The 18,089-nt window shown below is 72.1% G+C and carries 11 protein-coding genes and 1 tRNA gene; all 12 read left to right on the top strand.

Annotated features, from left to right (window positions below):
• Positions 1–50: 50 nt before the first annotated feature.
• Complete coding sequence (gene bldG / locus ACSURM_RS16745) at positions 51–392, top strand: anti-sigma factor antagonist BldG (protein ID WP_030781841.1); 342 nt, start codon at positions 51–53, stop codon at positions 390–392.
• Between the two features lie 249 nt (positions 393–641).
• Positions 642–1,076 carry an ATP-binding protein gene (locus tag ACSURM_RS16740; RefSeq protein WP_436955939.1) on the top strand — a complete coding sequence of 145 codons (435 nt, stop codon included), beginning with the start codon at positions 642–644 and terminating at the stop codon, positions 1,074–1,076.
• Positions 1,077–1,373: 297 nt separating this feature from the next.
• Positions 1,374–3,776, top strand: coding sequence for a sodium-translocating pyrophosphatase (locus tag ACSURM_RS16735; protein ID WP_436955938.1), 2,403 nt, complete (start codon positions 1,374–1,376; stop codon positions 3,774–3,776).
• 213 nt (positions 3,777–3,989) lie between these two features.
• Positions 3,990–4,601 carry a small secreted protein gene (locus ACSURM_RS16730; protein ID WP_436955936.1) on the top strand — a complete coding sequence of 204 codons (612 nt, stop codon included), beginning with the start codon at positions 3,990–3,992 and terminating at the stop codon, positions 4,599–4,601.
• 61 nt (positions 4,602–4,662) lie between these two features.
• Positions 4,663–6,186 (top strand): DUF7059 domain-containing protein, encoded by a 1,524-nt coding sequence (locus tag ACSURM_RS16725; protein WP_436955934.1) that lies wholly within the window; start codon positions 4,663–4,665, stop codon positions 6,184–6,186.
• Positions 6,187–6,456: 270 nt separating this feature from the next.
• Positions 6,457–6,654 carry a hypothetical protein gene (locus tag ACSURM_RS16720; protein WP_436955933.1) on the top strand — a complete coding sequence of 66 codons (198 nt, stop codon included), beginning with the start codon at positions 6,457–6,459 and terminating at the stop codon, positions 6,652–6,654.
• 256 nt (positions 6,655–6,910) lie between these two features.
• Complete coding sequence (topA, locus tag ACSURM_RS16715) at positions 6,911–9,745, top strand: type I DNA topoisomerase (protein ID WP_436955931.1); 2,835 nt, start codon at positions 6,911–6,913, stop codon at positions 9,743–9,745.
• 246 nt (positions 9,746–9,991) lie between these two features.
• Positions 9,992–13,315 (top strand): dTMP kinase, encoded by a 3,324-nt coding sequence (gene tmk / locus ACSURM_RS16710; RefSeq protein WP_436955929.1) that lies wholly within the window; start codon positions 9,992–9,994, stop codon positions 13,313–13,315.
• 120 nt (positions 13,316–13,435) lie between these two features.
• On the top strand, positions 13,436–14,641 hold the full coding sequence (locus ACSURM_RS16705; protein WP_436955927.1) for a DNA polymerase III subunit delta': 1,206 nt from the start codon (positions 13,436–13,438) through the stop codon (positions 14,639–14,641).
• A gap of 154 nt (positions 14,642–14,795) precedes the next feature.
• A complete protein-coding gene (locus ACSURM_RS16700) occupies positions 14,796–16,424 on the top strand; it encodes an alpha/beta hydrolase (protein WP_436955925.1) in 1,629 nt (542 codons plus the stop codon).
• Positions 16,425–16,532: 108 nt separating this feature from the next.
• A tRNA-Thr gene (locus tag ACSURM_RS16695) sits at positions 16,533–16,609 on the top strand.
• A 173-nt stretch (positions 16,610–16,782) separates the two neighbouring features.
• Complete coding sequence (locus tag ACSURM_RS16690) at positions 16,783–17,817, top strand: protein NO VEIN domain-containing protein (RefSeq protein ID WP_436955923.1); 1,035 nt, start codon at positions 16,783–16,785, stop codon at positions 17,815–17,817.
• Positions 17,818–18,089 lie beyond the last annotated feature (272 nt).

Below are 18,089 nucleotides of genomic sequence, written 5' to 3'. Positions count from 1 at the left end.
GCCGAGGTGCCCGAGGGACAAACGCTCGATAGCAAGGTGCTGGAGGATCCGTGGACCTGTCCCTGTCGACCGAGACCGTCGGCGATCGTACGGTCGTCCGAGTCGGTGGCGAAATCGACGTGTATACCGCGCCCAAGCTGCGCGAGCAGCTGGTCGAGCTGGTGAATGACGGGAGTTTCCACCTCGTCGTCGACATGGAGGGCGTGGACTTCCTCGACTCCACCGGGCTCGGCGTGCTGGTCGGCGGCCTGAAGCGGGTGCGTGCCCATGAGGGCTCGCTGCGCCTGGTCTGCAACCAGGAGCGCATTTTGAAGATCTTCCGTATCACCGGCCTCACCAAGGTGTTCCCGATCCACACCACGGTCGAGGAAGCGGTGGCGGCCACCGACTGATCGGCCGCAGGCCGATTCCGGGACCGCTCGCCGGCGCCGGGCTCCCTCCGGGGTCCGTCGTCGGCCGGTTCCGTCCTGGGCCGCGCCCACGACGCGGACGCCGACAACGCGGACGCCCACGACGCGGATGACGCAGACCAGACGCTGCGGACAGGGCGGCCCGGGGTAGAGAAGGACACACCAGGGGGGTGCGGCCGCCCGGCGGCGGCCCCGTCCCCGACCGCACGCCCGTAGTCGCGAGGGGGATGCATGGCCACCGTCGAACTCCGCTTCAGCGCGCTGCCCGAACACGTCCGGACCGCCCGGCTGGTGGCGGCAGCGGTGGCGCGCAGGGCGGGAGTGGACGAGGCCGTCCTGGACGAGGTGCGCTTGGCCGTGGGGGAGGCGTGCTCCCGCGCGGTCGGACTGCACCAGAGCAGCGGCGTCACGGCACCGGTGAAGGTGGCGCTGATCGAAGAGGAGAAACAGTTCTCCATCGAGGTCGGCGACGAGGCGCCGCACGCCGTCGCGGGCGGTGACACGCCCGGCGCCGCGCAGGACGGCGAGCACGAGGTCGAGGAGGACGAGATGGGCCTGGCGGTCATCAGCGGCCTCGTCGACGACGTGGAGGTCGCCACCGGACCGAACGGCGGACTGATCCGCATGACCTGGCCGACCACACCGCCGGCCACGGCGCTCGTCTGACCGACGGCGTAGCCGCACCCGCGAGGGCCCTGCTGAGCAGGGCCCTCGTCGTATTTTCCGGCCGCTCCGGAATTCGTGAAGGAATTCACGATCAATAGCCCGATAATTCGATCAAGAGTCAATGCGGCCGTCAATGCCCTGAGGGCATTACTTCTTTCGGGTTCCATGTCGTTCTCTCGATCATTTGCTGAAGAGCGGGAGCAGGCCGAATCCGTTTACCGTCCCCTGTTTAGATCACTCCGCGGTACCTACAATCCGTCCACATCTTGAGCTCAGCCCAAGCGTCAAGGAGGACGAATGGCGGGGCTTTCTACCCCTCATCTGGGTCATCCCACTTCTCTCGCAGCAGCGGTCCTGACCGACGACAATCGGATCATCGTCGCCGTTATCGCGGCCGTCGCCCTGGCCGCGCTGGTGGTCGCGGGGATCCTGGTCCGGCAGGTACTCGCGGCGGGCGAGGGAACCGACAGCATGAAACGGATCGCCGAGGCGGTCCAGGAAGGCGCCAAGGCCTATCTCGCCCGGCAGCTGCGCACCCTCGGCGTATTCGCCGTCGTCGTGTTCTTCCTGCTCATGCTGCTGCCCGCGGACGACTGGAATCAGCGGGCCGGCCGCTCGGTGTTCTTCCTGATCGGCGCGGCGTTCTCGGCGGCCACCGGCTATATCGGCATGTGGCTCGCCGTGCGCAGCAACGTGCGGGTCGCCGCGGCGGCCCGGGAAGCGACTCCCGCGGAAGGCGAACCCCGAAAGGATCTCACCACCGTCTCGCACACCGCGATGAAGATCGCGTTTCGCACGGGCGGCGTCGTCGGCATGTTCACGGTGGGGCTCGGCCTGCTGGGCGCCTCCTGCGTGGTGCTGGTGTACGCCGCCGACGCGCCGAAGGTGCTGGAGGGCTTCGGCCTCGGCGCCGCCCTGATCGCGATGTTCATGCGGGTGGGCGGCGGCATCTTCACCAAGGCCGCCGACGTCGGCGCCGACCTGGTCGGCAAGGTCGAGCAGGGCATTCCGGAGGACGACCCGCGCAATGCCGCGACCATCGCCGACAACGTGGGCGACAACGTCGGCGACTGCGCGGGCATGGCGGCCGACCTCTTCGAGTCGTACGCCGTGACCCTGGTGGCCGCGCTGATCCTCGGCAAGACCGCCTTCGGCGACTTCGGACTGGCCTTCCCGCTGCTGGTGCCCGCCATCGGCGTGATCACGGCGATGATCGGCATCTTCGCGGTCGCCCCGCGCCGCGCCGACCGCAGCGGCATGAGCGCGATCAACCGCGGCTTCTTCATCTCCGCGGTGATCTCACTGGCGCTGGTCGCGGTGGCGGTCTACGTCTACCTGCCGGGAAGCTACGCCGGTCTGGACGGCGTCACCGACGCGGCGATCAAGGCCAAGGACGGCGACCCGCGCATCCTCGCGCTGGTCGCGGTCGCCATCGGCATCCTGCTCGCCGCCGTCATCCAGCAGCTGACCGGCTACTTCACCGAGACCAACCGCCGCCCGGTGCGGGACATCGGCAAGACCTCCCTGACCGGGCCGGCCACCGTCGTCCTGTCCGGCATCTCGGTCGGTCTGGAATCGGCCGTCTACACCGCCCTGCTCATCGGGCTCGGTGTGTACGGCGCGTTCCTGCTCGGTGGTACGTCGATCATGCTGGCGCTGTTCGCGGTGGCCCTGGCCGGCACCGGCCTGCTCACCACGGTCGGCGTGATCGTCGCCATGGACACCTTCGGGCCGGTCTCCGACAACGCCCAGGGCATCGCCGAGATGTCCGGCGACGTCGAGGGCGCGGGCGCGCAGGTGCTCACCAACCTGGACGCGGTCGGCAACACCACCAAGGCCATCACCAAGGGCATCGCCATCGCCACCGCCGTCCTCGCGGCGGCGGCGCTGTTCGGGTCGTACCGCGACGCGATCACCACCAATGTCCAGGACGTCGGCGCCAAGCTGACCGGGCCGGGCTCGCCGCTCGGCCTGTCGCTGGACATCTCGCAGCCCAACAACCTGGTCGGACTGATCGCGGGCGCCGCGGTCGTCTTCCTGTTCTCCGGACTGGCCATCAACGCCGTGTCGCGCTCGGCCGGTTCGGTGGTGTTCGAGGTGCGGCGGCAGTTCCGCGAGAAGCCCGGGATCATGGACTTCACCGAGAAGCCCGAGTACGGCAAGGTCGTCGACATCTGCACCAAGGACGCCCTGCGCGAGCTGGCCACGCCCGGTCTGCTCGCCGTCATGGCGCCGATCTTCATCGGGTTCACGCTCGGCGTCGGCGCGCTCGGCTCCTACCTCGCCGGTGCCATCGGCGCGGGCACGCTGATGGCGGTCTTCCTCGCCAACTCCGGCGGCGCCTGGGACAACGCCAAGAAACTGGTGGAGGACGGCCACCACGGCGGAAAGGGCAGCGAGGCGCACGCGGCCACGGTGATCGGGGACACGGTCGGCGACCCCTTCAAGGACACCGCCGGACCCGCGATCAACCCGCTGCTGAAGGTCATGAACCTGGTGTCGCTGCTCATCGCGCCGGCCGTGATCAAGTTCTCCTACGGCGACGACAAGAACCTCGGCGTGCGGATCGGGATCGCGGTCCTCGCCCTCCTGGTGATCGTCGTCGCGGTGTACGTCTCCAAGCGGCGCGGCATCGCCGTCGGCGACGACGACAACGCCGAGCGGGTCACCAACTCGCCCGACGCGGCGGTGGTTTCCTGACCCGGACCGACAGGACCCGGTGACGGACGGGCGGCCGGCGCGTGCTGACGCGCCGGCCGCCCGTCTCGCCGTGTGGACCCGGCCACGTCGTGAGCCTTCTCTCTCATGGCACAAAAGGACATAAAAACTGACCGATCTCTCCTCCGGTAGCGGGGGCGGGGCCGTCCGCCGTGTAGATTCCGGGGGCCGAGAGCCATGGAAGGGACCAATCCGGTGAACAAGAAGCTCGCGGCCGCACTGTCCAGCGGTGCGGTACTGGCAGTCGCGCTGACGGGGTGCGGCGGCAGCGAAGACAAGGGGCCCGACCCCAAGCTGGTGTCCTGGGCCAAGACGGTGTGCGACGCCGTGCCCGCCCAGAGCGCCAAGATCAAGTCGGCCAACGCGTCGATCGCGTCCATCGCCACGGACAGCAACCTTCCGCCCAAGGACGCCCAGAAGACGTACGTCGAGGCCTTCCAGAACCTCGCCGACGGCTACAAGGCCCTCGCGGGTGCCCTCGACAGCGCCGGCGCGCCCCCCGGCATCGACGGCGGAGCCAAGCTCCAGAAGGACGCCGCCGGCAACCTGGCCGGCCTGTCCACGTCGTACACCGAGCTGAAGAAGACGGTCGAGGGGCTCGACACCAAGGACCAGGGCAAGTTCGCCAAGGGCCTCAAGACGGTCGCCGCGCAGACCAAGGAGGTCGGCGAGCAGGGCGACGACGGCACGGAGGCGCTGAAGCGGCTGGAGCAGGGCGAGGTCAAGGAAGCCATGGCCGAGCAGCCCAGCTGCAAGGTCGCCGCGTCCACGGCGGCCCAGCCCACGGGCGCGGCGAAGACCGGCTGACGTCGGCGGACGGCCCGCGCGGAGTCCGCCCCGGCGGCCCGCCGCGGGCCACAATGGGGGCGTGACTGACACCGGACCCGCTTCCCTGCCCGCCGCCGACCGGCCCGACATCGCCGCGCGCCTGAGGGACGCGCTGCTGGCCGCCTCCTTCACCGCCGACGGACTGCTCGACCTGCTCGGCGCGCCCGCGTACGCGGCACTGGCCCGCAGCGAGACCGTGCCCGCCCTGCGGGCGACCCGCGGCGACACGCCGTTGGAGACGCTCGTACGCCTGTTCCTGCTCCAGCAGCCGGTGCCGCACGCGCGCGTGGCGGCCGTGCTGCCGGTCGAGGAGGCGCTGGAGGCCGGCTGGCTGCGGCGCGTGGGCGGCGACGAGGTGGCCGCGACCGTGGACGTGCGACCCTACGGCGGTCCCGGCGGCGAGGACTGGTTCATCGTCTCCGACCTCGGCTGCGCGGTCGGCGGGGCCGGCGGCATCGGGCAGCACGAGGAGGGCGTCGTGCTGGGCGTCGGCGGCGCCTCCACCACCCTCGCCGGCATCACCGTGCGCACCCCCGTCGCCTCCGCCCTGGACCTCGGCACCGGCTCCGGCATCCAGGCGCTGCACGCCGCCCAGCACGCCACGCGCGTGACGGCGACCGACCTCAACCCGCGCGCGCTGCACATCACGGCGCTCACGCTGGCCTTGTCCGGGGCGCCCGCCGCCGATCTGCGCGAGGGCTCGCTCTTCGAGCCGGTCCGCGACGACGAGACGTTCGACCTGATCGTCTCCAACCCGCCGTTCGTGATCTCTCCCGGCGCCCGGCTGACGTACCGGGACGGTGGCATGGGCGGGGACGATCTGTGCCGCTCGCTCGTGCGGCAGGCGGGGGACCGGCTGGCCGAGGGCGGGTTCGCGCAGTTCCTCGCGAACTGGCAGCACGTGGCGGGGGAGGACTGGCAGGACAGGCTCAGGTCGTGGGTGCCGCGCGGCTGCGACGCCTGGATCGTGCAGCGCGAGGTGCAGGACGTCACACAGTACGCCGAGCTGTGGCTGCGGGACGCCGGTGACCACCGCGGCGACCCGGCGGAGTACCAGGCGCGCTACGACGCCTGGCTCGACGAGTTCGAGGCGCGCAAGGTCAGGGCGGTCGGCTTCGGCTGGATCACCCTGCGCAAGACCGGCTCCGCCGAGCCCGTCGTCACCGTGGAGGAGTGGCCGCACCCGGTCGAGCAGCCGCTCGGCGAGACGGTCCGGGCCCACTTCGACCGGATCGGCTATCTCCGGGACCACGATGACGCGGCGCTGCTGGACAGCCGCTTCAGGCTCGCCCCCGAAGTGGTCCAGGAGCAGGTCGGGCTGCCCGGCGCCGAGGACCCCGAGCACGTCGTGCTGCGCCAGCACCGCGGGATGCGGCGGGCGACGAAGGTGGACACGGTCGGCGCCGGGTTCGCGGGCGTCTGCGACGGCACGCTGACCGCGGGCCGCATCCTGGACGCCATCGCCCAGCTCGTCGGCGAGGACGCGGTACTGCTCCGCGACCGCACCCCCGCCCAGATCCGGCTGCTGGTGGAGCAGGGCTTCCTGGAGCCGGCGGCGGACTGAGCGGCCCGCGCGCCCCGGCCGCACACCGCCGCGCGCACCGTCGTGCACCGCGAGCCGGGGCCCGGAAAGGGCCCCGGAGCCGCCGGGGCGCGCCGCGATGCGTAAAACGGCCGGAAAAATATGGCCGAGGGATCCGGAGAGTGCATCCTCGCTCGTACGTTCGGTTGTGCGTCGGCCGTCCGTTCACCCCGATGTCGCCCGCCCGTCTCCCGTGCGTGCCACTCTCCCCGCGCCGGGCGGAAGCGGCGGCGGAAAAGGGGTGGGCGGGCGATGGAGAGTGGGCCGGCGATCTTCGCGGGAGCGGTGTTCGCCCTGTTCGGGGCCGGTCTGCTGGCGTGGACCGGGGCGCGGCTGTGGCGTGGGGAACCGGTGGGCCTCGGTGTGAACCGGATCGCATCCGCCGCCCTCGCGGGCATGGCCGGAACCGTCGCCCTGGCCCTGGGCGGGTACTGCCTGACCCGGCTCTGAGGCCATGGAACGCGGCTCCTGCGGGTAAGGGGAGCGTTACGCTCCGGACAGGGGTACGGAGGCGGCCGGGCAGTCCGGGCGGCAGGAATGGCGGTAGTCGGGTTACCGTTCGAGTGGCCGTTGTGGGCTTTTCCCGTTTGACACGGGGGCGGGATGTAGCGTCACACTCCGCAGCGTCACACGAGCCAGCAGTACGCCGCGACCCCGGGACCAAGGCCTGGGGAGGCCCCAGCGTCGACCGGAGAGAAGAGCGAAGTTGTCCCCGACCAGCGAGACCGCACACGGCGGTCGCCGACTCGTCATCGTCGAGTCGCCTGCCAAGGCGAAGACGATCAAGGGCTACCTCGGCCCCGGTTACACCGTCGAGGCGAGCGTCGGGCACATCCGCGACCTTCCCAACGGTGCCGCCGAGGTGCCCGAGAAGTACACCGGCGAGGTCCGCCGCCTCGGTGTGGACGTAGAACACGACTTCCAGCCGATCTATGTCGTCAACGCGGACAAGAAGGCCCAGGTAAAGAAGCTCAAGGACCTGCTGAAGGACTCCGACGAGCTGTTCCTCGCCACCGATGAGGACCGGGAGGGCGAGGCGATCGCCTGGCACCTCCAGGAGGTCCTGAAGCCGAAGATCCCGGTCAAGCGGATGGTGTTCCACGAGATCACCAAGGACGCGATCCGCGCTGCCGTCGCCAACCCGCGCGAGCTCAACCAGAAGCTGGTCGACGCCCAGGAGACCCGCCGCATCCTCGACCGCCTCTACGGCTACGAGGTCTCCCCGGTGCTGTGGAAGAAGGTCATGCCCCGGCTGTCGGCCGGCCGCGTGCAGTCCGTCGCCACGCGACTCGTCGTGGAGCGGGAACGCGAGCGCATCGCCTTCCGGTCCGCCGAGTACTGGGACCTGACGGGCACCTTCGCCACCGGCCGCGCGGGGGACTCGTCGGACCCGTCGTCGCTGGTCGCGCGCCTGCAGACCGTCGACGGCAGGCGGGTCGCGCAGGGCCGTGACTTCGACTCGGTGGGACAGCTCAAGAGCGCGGGCATCCTCCACCTCGACGAGGCGACCGCCCGCGGCCTCGCCGCCGCCCTGGAGAACGCCCGCTTCTCCGTGCGCTCCGTCGAGTCCAAGCCCTACCGCCGCTCGCCGTACGCCCCGTTCCGTACGACGACGCTCCAGCAGGAGGCGAGCCGCAAGCTCGGCTTCGGCGCCAAGGCGACGATGCAGATCGCGCAGAAGCTGTACGAGAACGGCTTCATCACGTACATGCGTACGGACTCCACGACCCTGAGCGACACCGCGATCTCCGCGGCCCGCGCCCAGGTCACGCAGCTGTACGGCGCCGACTACCTGCCGCCGCAGCCGCGCACGTACGCCGCCAAGGTCAAGAACGCTCAGGAGGCCCACGAGGCCATCCGTCCGTCGGGTGATCGTTTCCGCACGCCCGCGGAGACGGGCCTGACCGGCGACCAGTTCCGGCTCTACGAGCTGATCTGGAAGCGGACCGTCGCCTCCCAGATGAAGGACGCGACCGGCGACAGCGTCACGGTGAAGATCGGCGGCACGTCCGCCGACGGCCGGGACGTCGAGTTCAGCGCGTCCGGCAAGACGATCACCTTCCACGGCTTCCTGAAGGCCTACGTCGAGGGCGCCGACGACCCGAACGCCGAGCTCGACGACCGCGAGCGCCGGCTGCCGCAGGTCGCCGAGGGCGACGCGCTGTCCGCCGAGCGGATCACGGCCGACGGCCACGCCACCAAGCCCCCGGCCCGGTACACCGAGGCCAGCCTGGTCAAGGAGCTGGAAGAGCGCGAGATCGGCCGCCCGTCCACGTACGCGTCGATCATCGGCACGATCCTGGACCGCGGCTACGTCTTCAAGAAGGGCACCGCCCTGGTGCCGTCCTTCCTGTCCTTCGCCGTGGTCAACCTGCTCGAGAAGCACTTCGGGCGGCTCGTCGACTACGACTTCACCGCGAAGATGGAGGACGACCTCGACCGGATCGCCGCCGGTGAGGCGCAGGCCGTGCCGTGGCTGAAGCGCTTCTACTTCGGCGAGGGCCGGGTCGACGTCGGCAGCGCGGCCGAGGCGGGCAACGGCGACGGCGACCACCTCGGCGGCCTCAAGGAACTGGTGACCGACCTGGGCGCGATCGACGCCCGCGAGGTCTCCTCGTTCCCGGTGGGCAACGGCATCGTGCTGCGCGTCGGCCGCTACGGCCCGTACATCGAGCGCGGCGAGAAGGACACCGAGGAGCACCAGCGCGCCGACATCCCGGACGATCTGGCGCCGGACGAGCTGACCGTCGAGCTGGCCGAGGAACTGCTGGCCAAGCCGAGCGGCGACTTCGAGCTGGGCACCGACCCCGAGACGGGTCACCAGATCGTCGCCAAGGCCGGCCGCTACGGCCCGTACGTCACGGAGGTGCTGCCCGAGGGCACCCCCAAGACCGGCAAGAACGCGGTCAAGCCCCGGACGGCCTCGCTGTTCAAGTCGATGTCGCTCGACACGGTGACGCTCGAGGACGCGCTGAAGCTGATGTCGCTGCCGCGCGTCGTCGGCACGGACGCCGAGGGCGTGGAGATCACCGCGCAGAACGGCCGCTACGGCCCGTACCTGAAGAAGGGCACGGACTCGCGTTCGCTGCAGTCCGAGGACCAGATCTTCACGATCACGCTGGAAGAGGCCCAGGCGATCTACGCCCAGCCGAAGCAGCGGGGGCGGGCCGCCGCCAAGCCGCCGCTGAAGGAGCTGGGCGAGGACCCGGTCTCCGGGAAGCCGGTCGTGGTCAAGGACGGCCGCTTCGGTCCGTACGTCACCGACGGCGAGACGAACGCGACCCTGCGCTCCGGCGACAGCGTCGAGACGATCACCCCTGAGCGTGGTTTCGAGCTGCTCGCCGAGAAGAGGGCGAAGGGACCGGCCAAGAAGACCGCGAAGAAGGCGACGGCCAAGAAGACCGCTCCGGCGAAGAAGACCGCCGCCAAGAAGACGGCCGCCAAGAAGACGACGGCCGCCGCGAAGAAGACGACCGCCAAGAAGACGGTCGCGAAGAAGACCACGGCTTCCAAGGCGTCGGGTTCCGGGGCGGAGGACTGACGGCGGACCCGGGGGCGAGGGCCGGCTGAGGCCTTCTTCGCGGGTGAGCGGGCGCCTCCTGCGCAGGGGGCGCCCGCTCACGGCATTCCGTCGCCGGGCATTCGGCCCCACCGGCTGCCGCCGCCCCGCTTCGCACTCGGCTTCGCGAAACGTACGCCCGCCCCGGTGCCCGCACGGTGCCGGGGCGGGCGTCGTACGTCCGGACACGCGAGGTGTGGTGTCAGCGGCTGCGGATAGGCTGAACGCATGACGCGAGCCGAGCAGCCAACGGCCCACCCCACAGCCCCGGACGACGCCCTGGTCGCGGACTCCCGCGAGCGCGCCGTCCGCTCCCTGCTGCGCCGACCGCAGCTGAGGCGCCTGTGGAGCGCGCAGCTGGTGAGCGGTGTCGGCGACACCCTGTCCCTCCTCGTCCTCGTCGTGCTGGTCCTCCAGGCGTCGGTCACCGAGGGCGCCCTCGGCGGCGGCTACCGAGGCGTGGCGTTCGCAGTGGCGACGGTCTTCGCCGCGCGCATCCTCGCCACGCTGCTCTTCGGCGCCGTCCTCCTCGGCCCGCTGACCTCCCTCACCTCCGAGGAGGGCCCGCTCGACCGCCGCTGGACCATGGTCGGCGCCGACGGCCTGCGCGCCGCGCTGCTGATCGTCGCGCCCCTGTGGATCGACTGGGTCCCGGGAGACGCGCTCACCGTCCTGCTGGTCACCGCCTTCGTCACCGGCGGCGCCGAGCGGCTGTGGACGGTGTGCCGGGAGAGCGCCGCCCCCGCCCTGCTGCCGGCCCCGCCCCCGGAGGGCGCGACCGTGCGGCCGCTGCCGGACCACCTGGACGCCCTGCGCCGCCTGGCCCTGCGCACCACCTTCCTCGCGGTCCCGCTGGCCGCCGCGGCCCTGATCGTCGCCGCCCTGCTGAACAACCTGCTGGGCACCGGCGTGGCCTGGTTCGACCAGCACCAGGCGGCCCTCGGGTCGTATGCCGCGGCGGGCCTGTTCGCCGCGTCCCTGTCCGTGCTGACGTCCCTGGAGGTGCCCGGCGCGCGCACCCCGCGCGCGCGGTCCCCGCTGGAGGGCCTGCGCCGGCCGCGCACCGGCACCGGCGTCGACAAGGGCCGTACGGGCGTCGCCCCGCTGCTGGTCCTGGCCTGTGCCGGGATCGCCGGCGCGATCGCCGCGGCCGTCTCGGTGTGCGTGCTGCACGCCCGGGACCTGGGCGGCGGCCCGGTCCTCTACGGCCTGCTGGTGCTGGGCCTGACCGGCGGCGTCGCCGTCGGCATCCGGACCGCTCCCGCGCTGCTGCCCTCCCTGTCCCGCCGCCGCCTGCTGGCCCTGGCGATCGCCGTCGCCGGCATCGCGCTGCTGGCCGCCGGGCTGGTCCCCGACGTCACCACCGTCCTGCTGATCGTCACGCTCGCCGGTGCCGCCGCGGGCGTCGCCGCGAACACCGGGCACACCCTGCTGGACCAGGAGACCGAGGACTACCGCCGGGCGCGCACCACCGAGCACCTGCACGCCGTGGTCCGCGTCTTCATAGCGCTCGGCGTCCTGATCGCGCCGCTGTTCGCGGCGCTGATCGGCCCGCACCGGCTGGAGAACGGCAAGTTCGTCTTCGCGCACGGCGGCGCCGCCTTCACGCTCATGCTCGTCGGCGCGCTGCTGCTGCCGGTGGCCGCGCTGGTGCTCGCCAAGGTCGACGACCGCTCCGGCGTGCCGCTGCGCCAGGACCTGCGGGACGCGCTGCTCGGCGGCGACGACCCCGTCACGGCGCCGGCGGACGGCGGCTTCTTCATCGCCCTGGAGGGCGGCGACGGCGCCGGCAAGTCCACCCAGGCCGAGGCCCTCGCCGAGTGGATCCGCGCCAAGGGCCACGAGGTCGTGGTCACCCGCGAACCCGGCGCCACCCCGGTCGGCAAGCGGCTGCGCTCCATCCTGCTGGACGTGTCCTCGGCAGGGCTGTCGCACCGCGCGGAGGCGCTGCTGTACGCGGCCGACCGTGCCGAGCACGTCGACACCGTCGTACGGCCCGCCCTGGAGCGCGGCGCGGTGGTCATCTCGGACCGCTACATCGACTCCTCCGTCGCCTACCAGGGCGCCGGCCGGGACCTGTCCCCGACCGAGGTCGCCCGCATCAACCGCTGGGCCACCAACGGCCTCGTCCCGCACCTCACCGTCCTGCTGGACGTCTCCCCGGAGACCGCCCGCGAGCGGTTCACCGAGGCGCCGGACCGGCTGGAGTCGGAGCCGGCGGAGTTCCACGCGCGCGTGCGGGCCGGTTTCCTCACGCTGGCCGCGTCCGACCCCGGCCGCTATCTGGTGGTGGACGCCGGACAGGAGCCCGAGGCCGTCACCACCGTGATCCGGCACCGGCTGGACACCGTGCTGCCGCTGTCCGAGGCGGAGATCAAGGCCCAGGAGGAAGCCCGGCGCAAGGCTGAGGAGGAGGCCCGCCGCAAGGCCGAGGAAGAGGCCGCCCGCAAGGCCGAGGAGGAGCGTCTGGAGCGGGAGCGCCAGGAGCAGCTCGCCCGGTTGCGCGCCGAGGAGGAGGAGCGCAAGCGGCGCGAGCTGGAGGAGGCGCAGCGGCGCGAGGCCGAGCGGCAGGCGGAGGAGGCCCGGCAGCGGGCCGAGGAAGCGCGCCGGCGCGCTGAGGAGGAGCGGCAGCGGCTGCTCGCCGAGGAGAAGGCGCGCGCCGAGGCCGAGGCCCGCCGCAAGGCCGAGGAGGAGCAGCGCCGCAAGCAGGCCGAGGAGGAGGCCCGGCTGCGCGCCGAGGAAGAGGCCCGGCAGGCGAAGCTGCGTGCCGAGGAGGAGGCGCGGCGTCTGGAGGCGCAGCGCAAGGCCGAGGAGGCGCTGCTGCGTGCCGAGGAGGCCCGGCGGCAGGCCGCCGAGGCCGCCGCGGCGGCCGACGCGGCGGCCCGCAGGCCCAGCGCGCCGCTTCCCACGGCCCCGGGCGAGGCCCCGGACGCCGCCACGGTGGCCACGCCGGTGGTGGCCCCGGGTACGACGGGACGGCGTACCGACAGTCCGGCCACGGACGACACGACGGTGCTGCGACCGGTGCGCGAGGAGCGCGACCGGCCCGCCGACAGCCCCCGGGACACCTACCCCGACTCCGAGGTGACCGCCGAGCTGCCGCAGCCGCCGCCGCCCGCCGGGGCGGGGGAGGAGACGGCGGTGCTGCCGCAGGTCACCCCGGGTGCGGCGGACGAGACGGCGGTGCTGCCGCCCGTACGGAGTGAGGATCCGGCGGAGGAGACGGCCGTGCTGCCGCCCGTACGGAGCGACGACCCGGCGGACCGGGTGCCGCCCGGTTACTTCCGCGACGAGCGTCCCCCTGCGAGCCCCGACGGCTCCGAGGCCCGTACGCGTGAGATGCCCCAGCTCGACGCGGACGGCACGCCCCGCCGCCGCCCGCGCCCCGACTGGGCCGAGGAGACCCCGCTGGACGACCTGCCGTCGCTGGCCGACGAACTGCTCGGGTCGTACGACGAGGGGGAGTACGGCGAGCGGCGGTACGACGACGGGGGCGAGGGCGAGGAACAGGGCGGCCGGGGCCGGGGCAAGGGCCGGGGTCGACGGGGCTGACCCGGGCGTTCCGACGCCTTCGGCCGGTGGCCCGTCGTCCTCGGCCGGCGGCCGGTTGTCAGTGGCCACCCGCACAATGGATTCCGGAACGCGGAATGTGACGGAAGGGCGGCGTGACCCATGACGGTGTGGGACGACCTCGTCGGGCAGGAGAAGGTGAGCGCGGTGCTCGACGCGGCCGCGCGGGACGCCGACGCCCTCGTCACGGCCGCCTCGGCGGAACAGCCGCTGCCCGAGGCGTCGAAGATGACCCACGCCTGGCTGTTCACCGGCCCGCCCGGCGCGGGCCGGAACCAGGCGGCCAGGGCCTTCGCCGCGGCCCTGCAGTGCGTGAGCCCCGACCGCGCGCTCGGCGGCTCCCCCGGCTGCGGCTTCTGCGACGGCTGCCACACGGCACTGCTCGGCACCCACGCGGACGTCACGACGGTCGCCGCGGTCGGCGCCGAGATCCTGGTCAAGGACATGCGGGACACGGTCCGCAAGTCCTTCACCGCCCCGGCGAACGGCCGCTGGCAGATCATCCTGGTCGAGGACGCCGAGCGGCTGAACGAGAAGTCGGCCAACGCCGTCCTCAAGGCCGTGGAGGAGCCCGCCCCGCGCACGGTCTGGCTGCTGTGCGCCCCCTCCATCGAGGACGTCCTGCCCACCATCCGCTCCCGCTGCCGCCACCTGAACCTGCGCACGCCGTCCGTCGACGCGGTCGCCGACATGCTCGTACGGCGCGACGGCATCGAGCCGGAGGTCGCCGCCTCCGTCGCCCGCGCCACCCAGGGCCATGTCGACCGGGCCCGCCGGCTGGCCACCGACCCGGCGGCCCGCGAGCGCCGCGCCGCCGTGCTGCGGCTGCCGTCGCGGCTGGACGAGGTGGGCGCCTGCCTCAAGGCCGCCCAGGAGCTGGTCGACGCGGCGGCGGAAGACGCCAAGCAGCTCGCCGAGGAGATGGACGGCAAGGAGACCGAGGAGCTGAAGGCGGCGCTCGGCGCGGCCCAGGGCGGCCGGATGCCGCGCGGGACGGCGGGGGTGATGAAGGACCTTGAGGACATGCAGAAGCGCCGCAGAACCCGTACGCAGCGCGACAGCCTGGACGTGGCCCTCGGCGACCTCACCGCCTTCTACCGCGATGTCCTCGCCCTCCAGCTCGGCACGCGCGTCGCGATCGCCAACGCCGACGCCGAGGACGCCCTGGAGCGGCTGGCGCGCGGCAGCTCACCCGAGTCCACGCTCCGCCGCATAGAGGCGATCTCCGCGTGCCGCGAGGCCCTGGACCGGAATGTGGCCCCGCTGCTGGCGGTGGAGGCGATGACGATGGCACTGCGGGCGGGCTGAGCCGGTGACACCGCGGGGCTGACGCGCCCGGGGAACGGTGGAGCGGGGGCCAAGGGGAGCGCGCCAACCGGTCCGGGTGGCGCGCGTGTCCCCCGTAGGAGGCACAATCCCCACGCTTCGCACCTGATCCATCGCTGAGCGTTACGCTCGCCTGATGCGAACCAGGCCATCTCCCCGTACCCGCGGTCCCCGCCGCGCCCACCGGATCCGAGGCACCGGCCGCCGGGCGACGGCCCGGCTCACGGCCGCGCTCCTCGGGGCCGCCGCGCTGCTGGTGTCCGCCTGCTCTCCCGGGAACCCGGCCGCGTCCTCCGGCCGGACGGTGCAGGCGGCGCTCGCCGCGCTGCCGCGTACGACGCCGGCGGCGCTGACGCCGTACTACAGCCAGCGGCCGCGCTGGCGCGAGTGCGGTGTCCCCGGTTTCGAGTGCGCGACGATGAAGGCCCCGCTGGACTACGCCGATCCCGACGCGGGCACCGTCCGACTCGCCGTCGCCCGCAAGAAGGCCACCGGTACGGCCGGGCGGCTGGGCTCGCTGCTGGTCAACCCGGGGGGTCCGGGCGGCTCGGCGGTGGATTACCTCCAGCAGTACGCGGGCCTCGGCTACCCGGAGCGGATCCGCGCCCGCTACGACATGGTGGCGATGGACCCGCGGGGCGTCGCCCGCAGCGAGCCGGTGAAGTGCCTCGACGGGCGGCGGATGGACGCGTACACCCAGACGGACATGACGCCCGACGACCAGCGGGAGCGCGACGCGCTGGTCGCGGCGGACCGGAGGTTCGCGGAGAGCTGCGGGGCCAATTCGGCGCGGCTGCTGCGGCACGTCTCCACGGTGGAGGCGGCCCGGGACATGGACATCCTGCGGTCGGTGCTCGGGGACCGGAGGCTGAACTACGTAGGGGCGTCGTACGGCACGTTCCTCGGGGCGACGTACGCGGGGCTGTTCCCCGAGCGGGTCGGCCGGATGGTGCTGGACGGCGCGATGGACCCGTCCCTGGACGCCCGCAGGCTGAACCTGGACCAGACGGCGGGCTTCGAGACGGCGTTCCAGGCGTTCGCGAGGGACTGCGTACGGCGGTCCGACTGCCCGCTCGGCGGCAGGGGCGCGACGCCCGCGCGGGTCGGCGACCGTCTGAGGGCGTTCTTCCGTGAGCTGGACGCCCGACCGCTGCCGTCGGGCGACGCGGACGGCCGCAGGCTGGGGGAGGCGCTGGCCACGACCGGGGTGATCGCGGCGATGTACGACGAGGGGGCCTGGGCGCAGTTGCGCGAGGCGCTCACCTCGGCGATCAAGGAGCGTGACGGCGCGGGCCTGCTGTCCCTCGCGGACACCTACTACGAGCGGGGCGCCGACGGTCACTACAGCAACCTGATGATGGCCAACGCGGCCGTGAACTGCCTGGACCTGCCGTCGGCGTTCTCGAGTCCCGAGGAGGTCGAGAAGGCGCTGCCCGCGTTCGAGAAGGCGTCGCCGGTCTTCGGGCCGGGACTGGCCTGGGCCTCGCTGAACTGCGCGTACTGGCCGGTGCGGGCCACGGGGGAGCCGCACCGCATCGAGGCGAAGGGGGCGGCGCCGATCGTGGTCGTCGGCACGGTCCGCGACCCCGCGACGCCCTACCGCTGGGCCCGGTCCCTGGCCGGCCAGCTCTCCTCGGCCCGCCTGCTGACCTACGCCGGCGACGGCCACACGGCGTACGGGCGGGGCAGCGGCTGCGTCGACACGGCGATCGACACCTACCTCCTCCGCGGCACCCCGCCACCCTCCGGAAAGCGCTGCTCCTGACCCCTCCCACCCACCCCGGAACCCCCCGCTCCGGGGTGGGTACGAAGCACCCCCGGAAACTGTGTAGACTTACCGACGTTGCCGATCGCACCATGGTGCGACCAGCACGCCGCTTTAGCTCAGATGGCCAGAGCAACGCACTCGTAATGCGTAGGTCTCGGGTTCGAATCCCGAAAGCGGCTCCATTGCGAAGACCACCTGGGAACGTTCCTAGGTGGTCTTTCGTCGTTCTGGGGATGCGGCGACGACGGCGACGCGGGTGCCGACGGCGGCCACACCGAGTCGTTCCGGATCATTTGACCTGGCAGGCCCCTGACAGGATCATCGGCGACCCGATGAACTGAGTCAGGGGGGGACCATGGCCGTGAACAAATGGTGGGCGCACGATCCGAACGAGCGTTACTGGCTGGAGATCACGAACCGGGAGGACATAGGCACCAACCTGCTCGCACCCCAAGTCGATGACCGGGGCAAGGAGTACTGGTCCTATGCGCTCGTGCGCGAGGTGCGGCCCGGTGATCTCGTTCTGCACTGGGACAAGAACCACGGTCCCGGCGTGGTGGGGTACTCGCGCGTACAGGGAGAGGCCTTCGCGTCCACCATCACTTGGCAGAGCCGGGGCACCTACGGTCGTCACCGGAGTATGTCCGGTCCAGAGCCCGCCTGGGAAGCTCCTCTCGGCGGATATCGAAGGTTGCGGCACCCCGTCACGCAGGCGCGCCTCCGTGAGATCGAGCCGACGATCCGCTCCCTGCGGGAGCGCCTGGCGGAAGTTGCCGCAGGGCCGCTCTACTTCCCCTTCGCGCTGTCGAAGTCACGGCCCCTTCGCGCCGCGCAGGGCTACTTGACCAAGCTTCCGCGGGCACTGGTCGAAGAGCTTCCTGAGCTACGGGAGTTGCGCCAGCTCGCCATCTCCCGGCCTCACGAGTCCGAAACCCCCGTGCTGCCGTCGACCTCCCCGTCGAACCTCCGCAAACCCACCGGCTACGGGCGGCAGCGCGATGCGAAGCGGCGGCAAGCCGTCGAGCGGTACGCCATGGACCTCGTGCTCGATCACTTCCGCTCACTGGGCTACCAGGTCGAGGACGTGGGTGACCACTCGCCATGGGACATCACCGCGCGCAGGAACGGGAACGAGATTCACATAGAGGTGAAGGGGAGCACCGTTACCCGCGAGGCCATCGACCTGACCGAAGGTGAGGTCCGCCATGCCGAGGGTGTCCCCACTTGTTTGGTGGTGATAGACGAAATACAACTCGGTGACGACCTCCGTTGCCGGGGAGGGCGCTGGCGTACGTGGAACGACTGGGTGCCGGTGCGGGAAGAGCTCGTGGCCACCGCGTACCGCCATCCCCTGCCGGAGGGGGGCCGCGACGGTCGTCCTTGTGTTTGAGGCGAACGGGGGTGGAAGCCCGGCGCAAGGTGTGCCCCTGTCGCTGCTTCGCGGCGCGGCATGCGCGTGCTCGTGGAAGGGCGGGGCGGGGCCCCGGTCGTTCACCTCCGCCGGCCGGGGCCCTTGTCGTCCCCGGATCCAGCCTGCGGCGACACTCCCCCGAGTTACGCGACATACGCGCGCGCCGTCGAGCCGGATCCGATGGAATGATCACATCAGGATTCGCCAACGGATCGCTAACATGTGGCCAACGGTTCGTCGGTGGACCGCTG

This window comes from Streptomyces sp. SudanB182_2057 (assembly GCF_964272715.1).
Classification (GTDB): domain Bacteria; phylum Actinomycetota; class Actinomycetes; order Streptomycetales; family Streptomycetaceae; genus Streptomyces; species Streptomyces rubradiris.
This window is presented reverse-complemented; position numbering and strand designations above follow the sequence as displayed.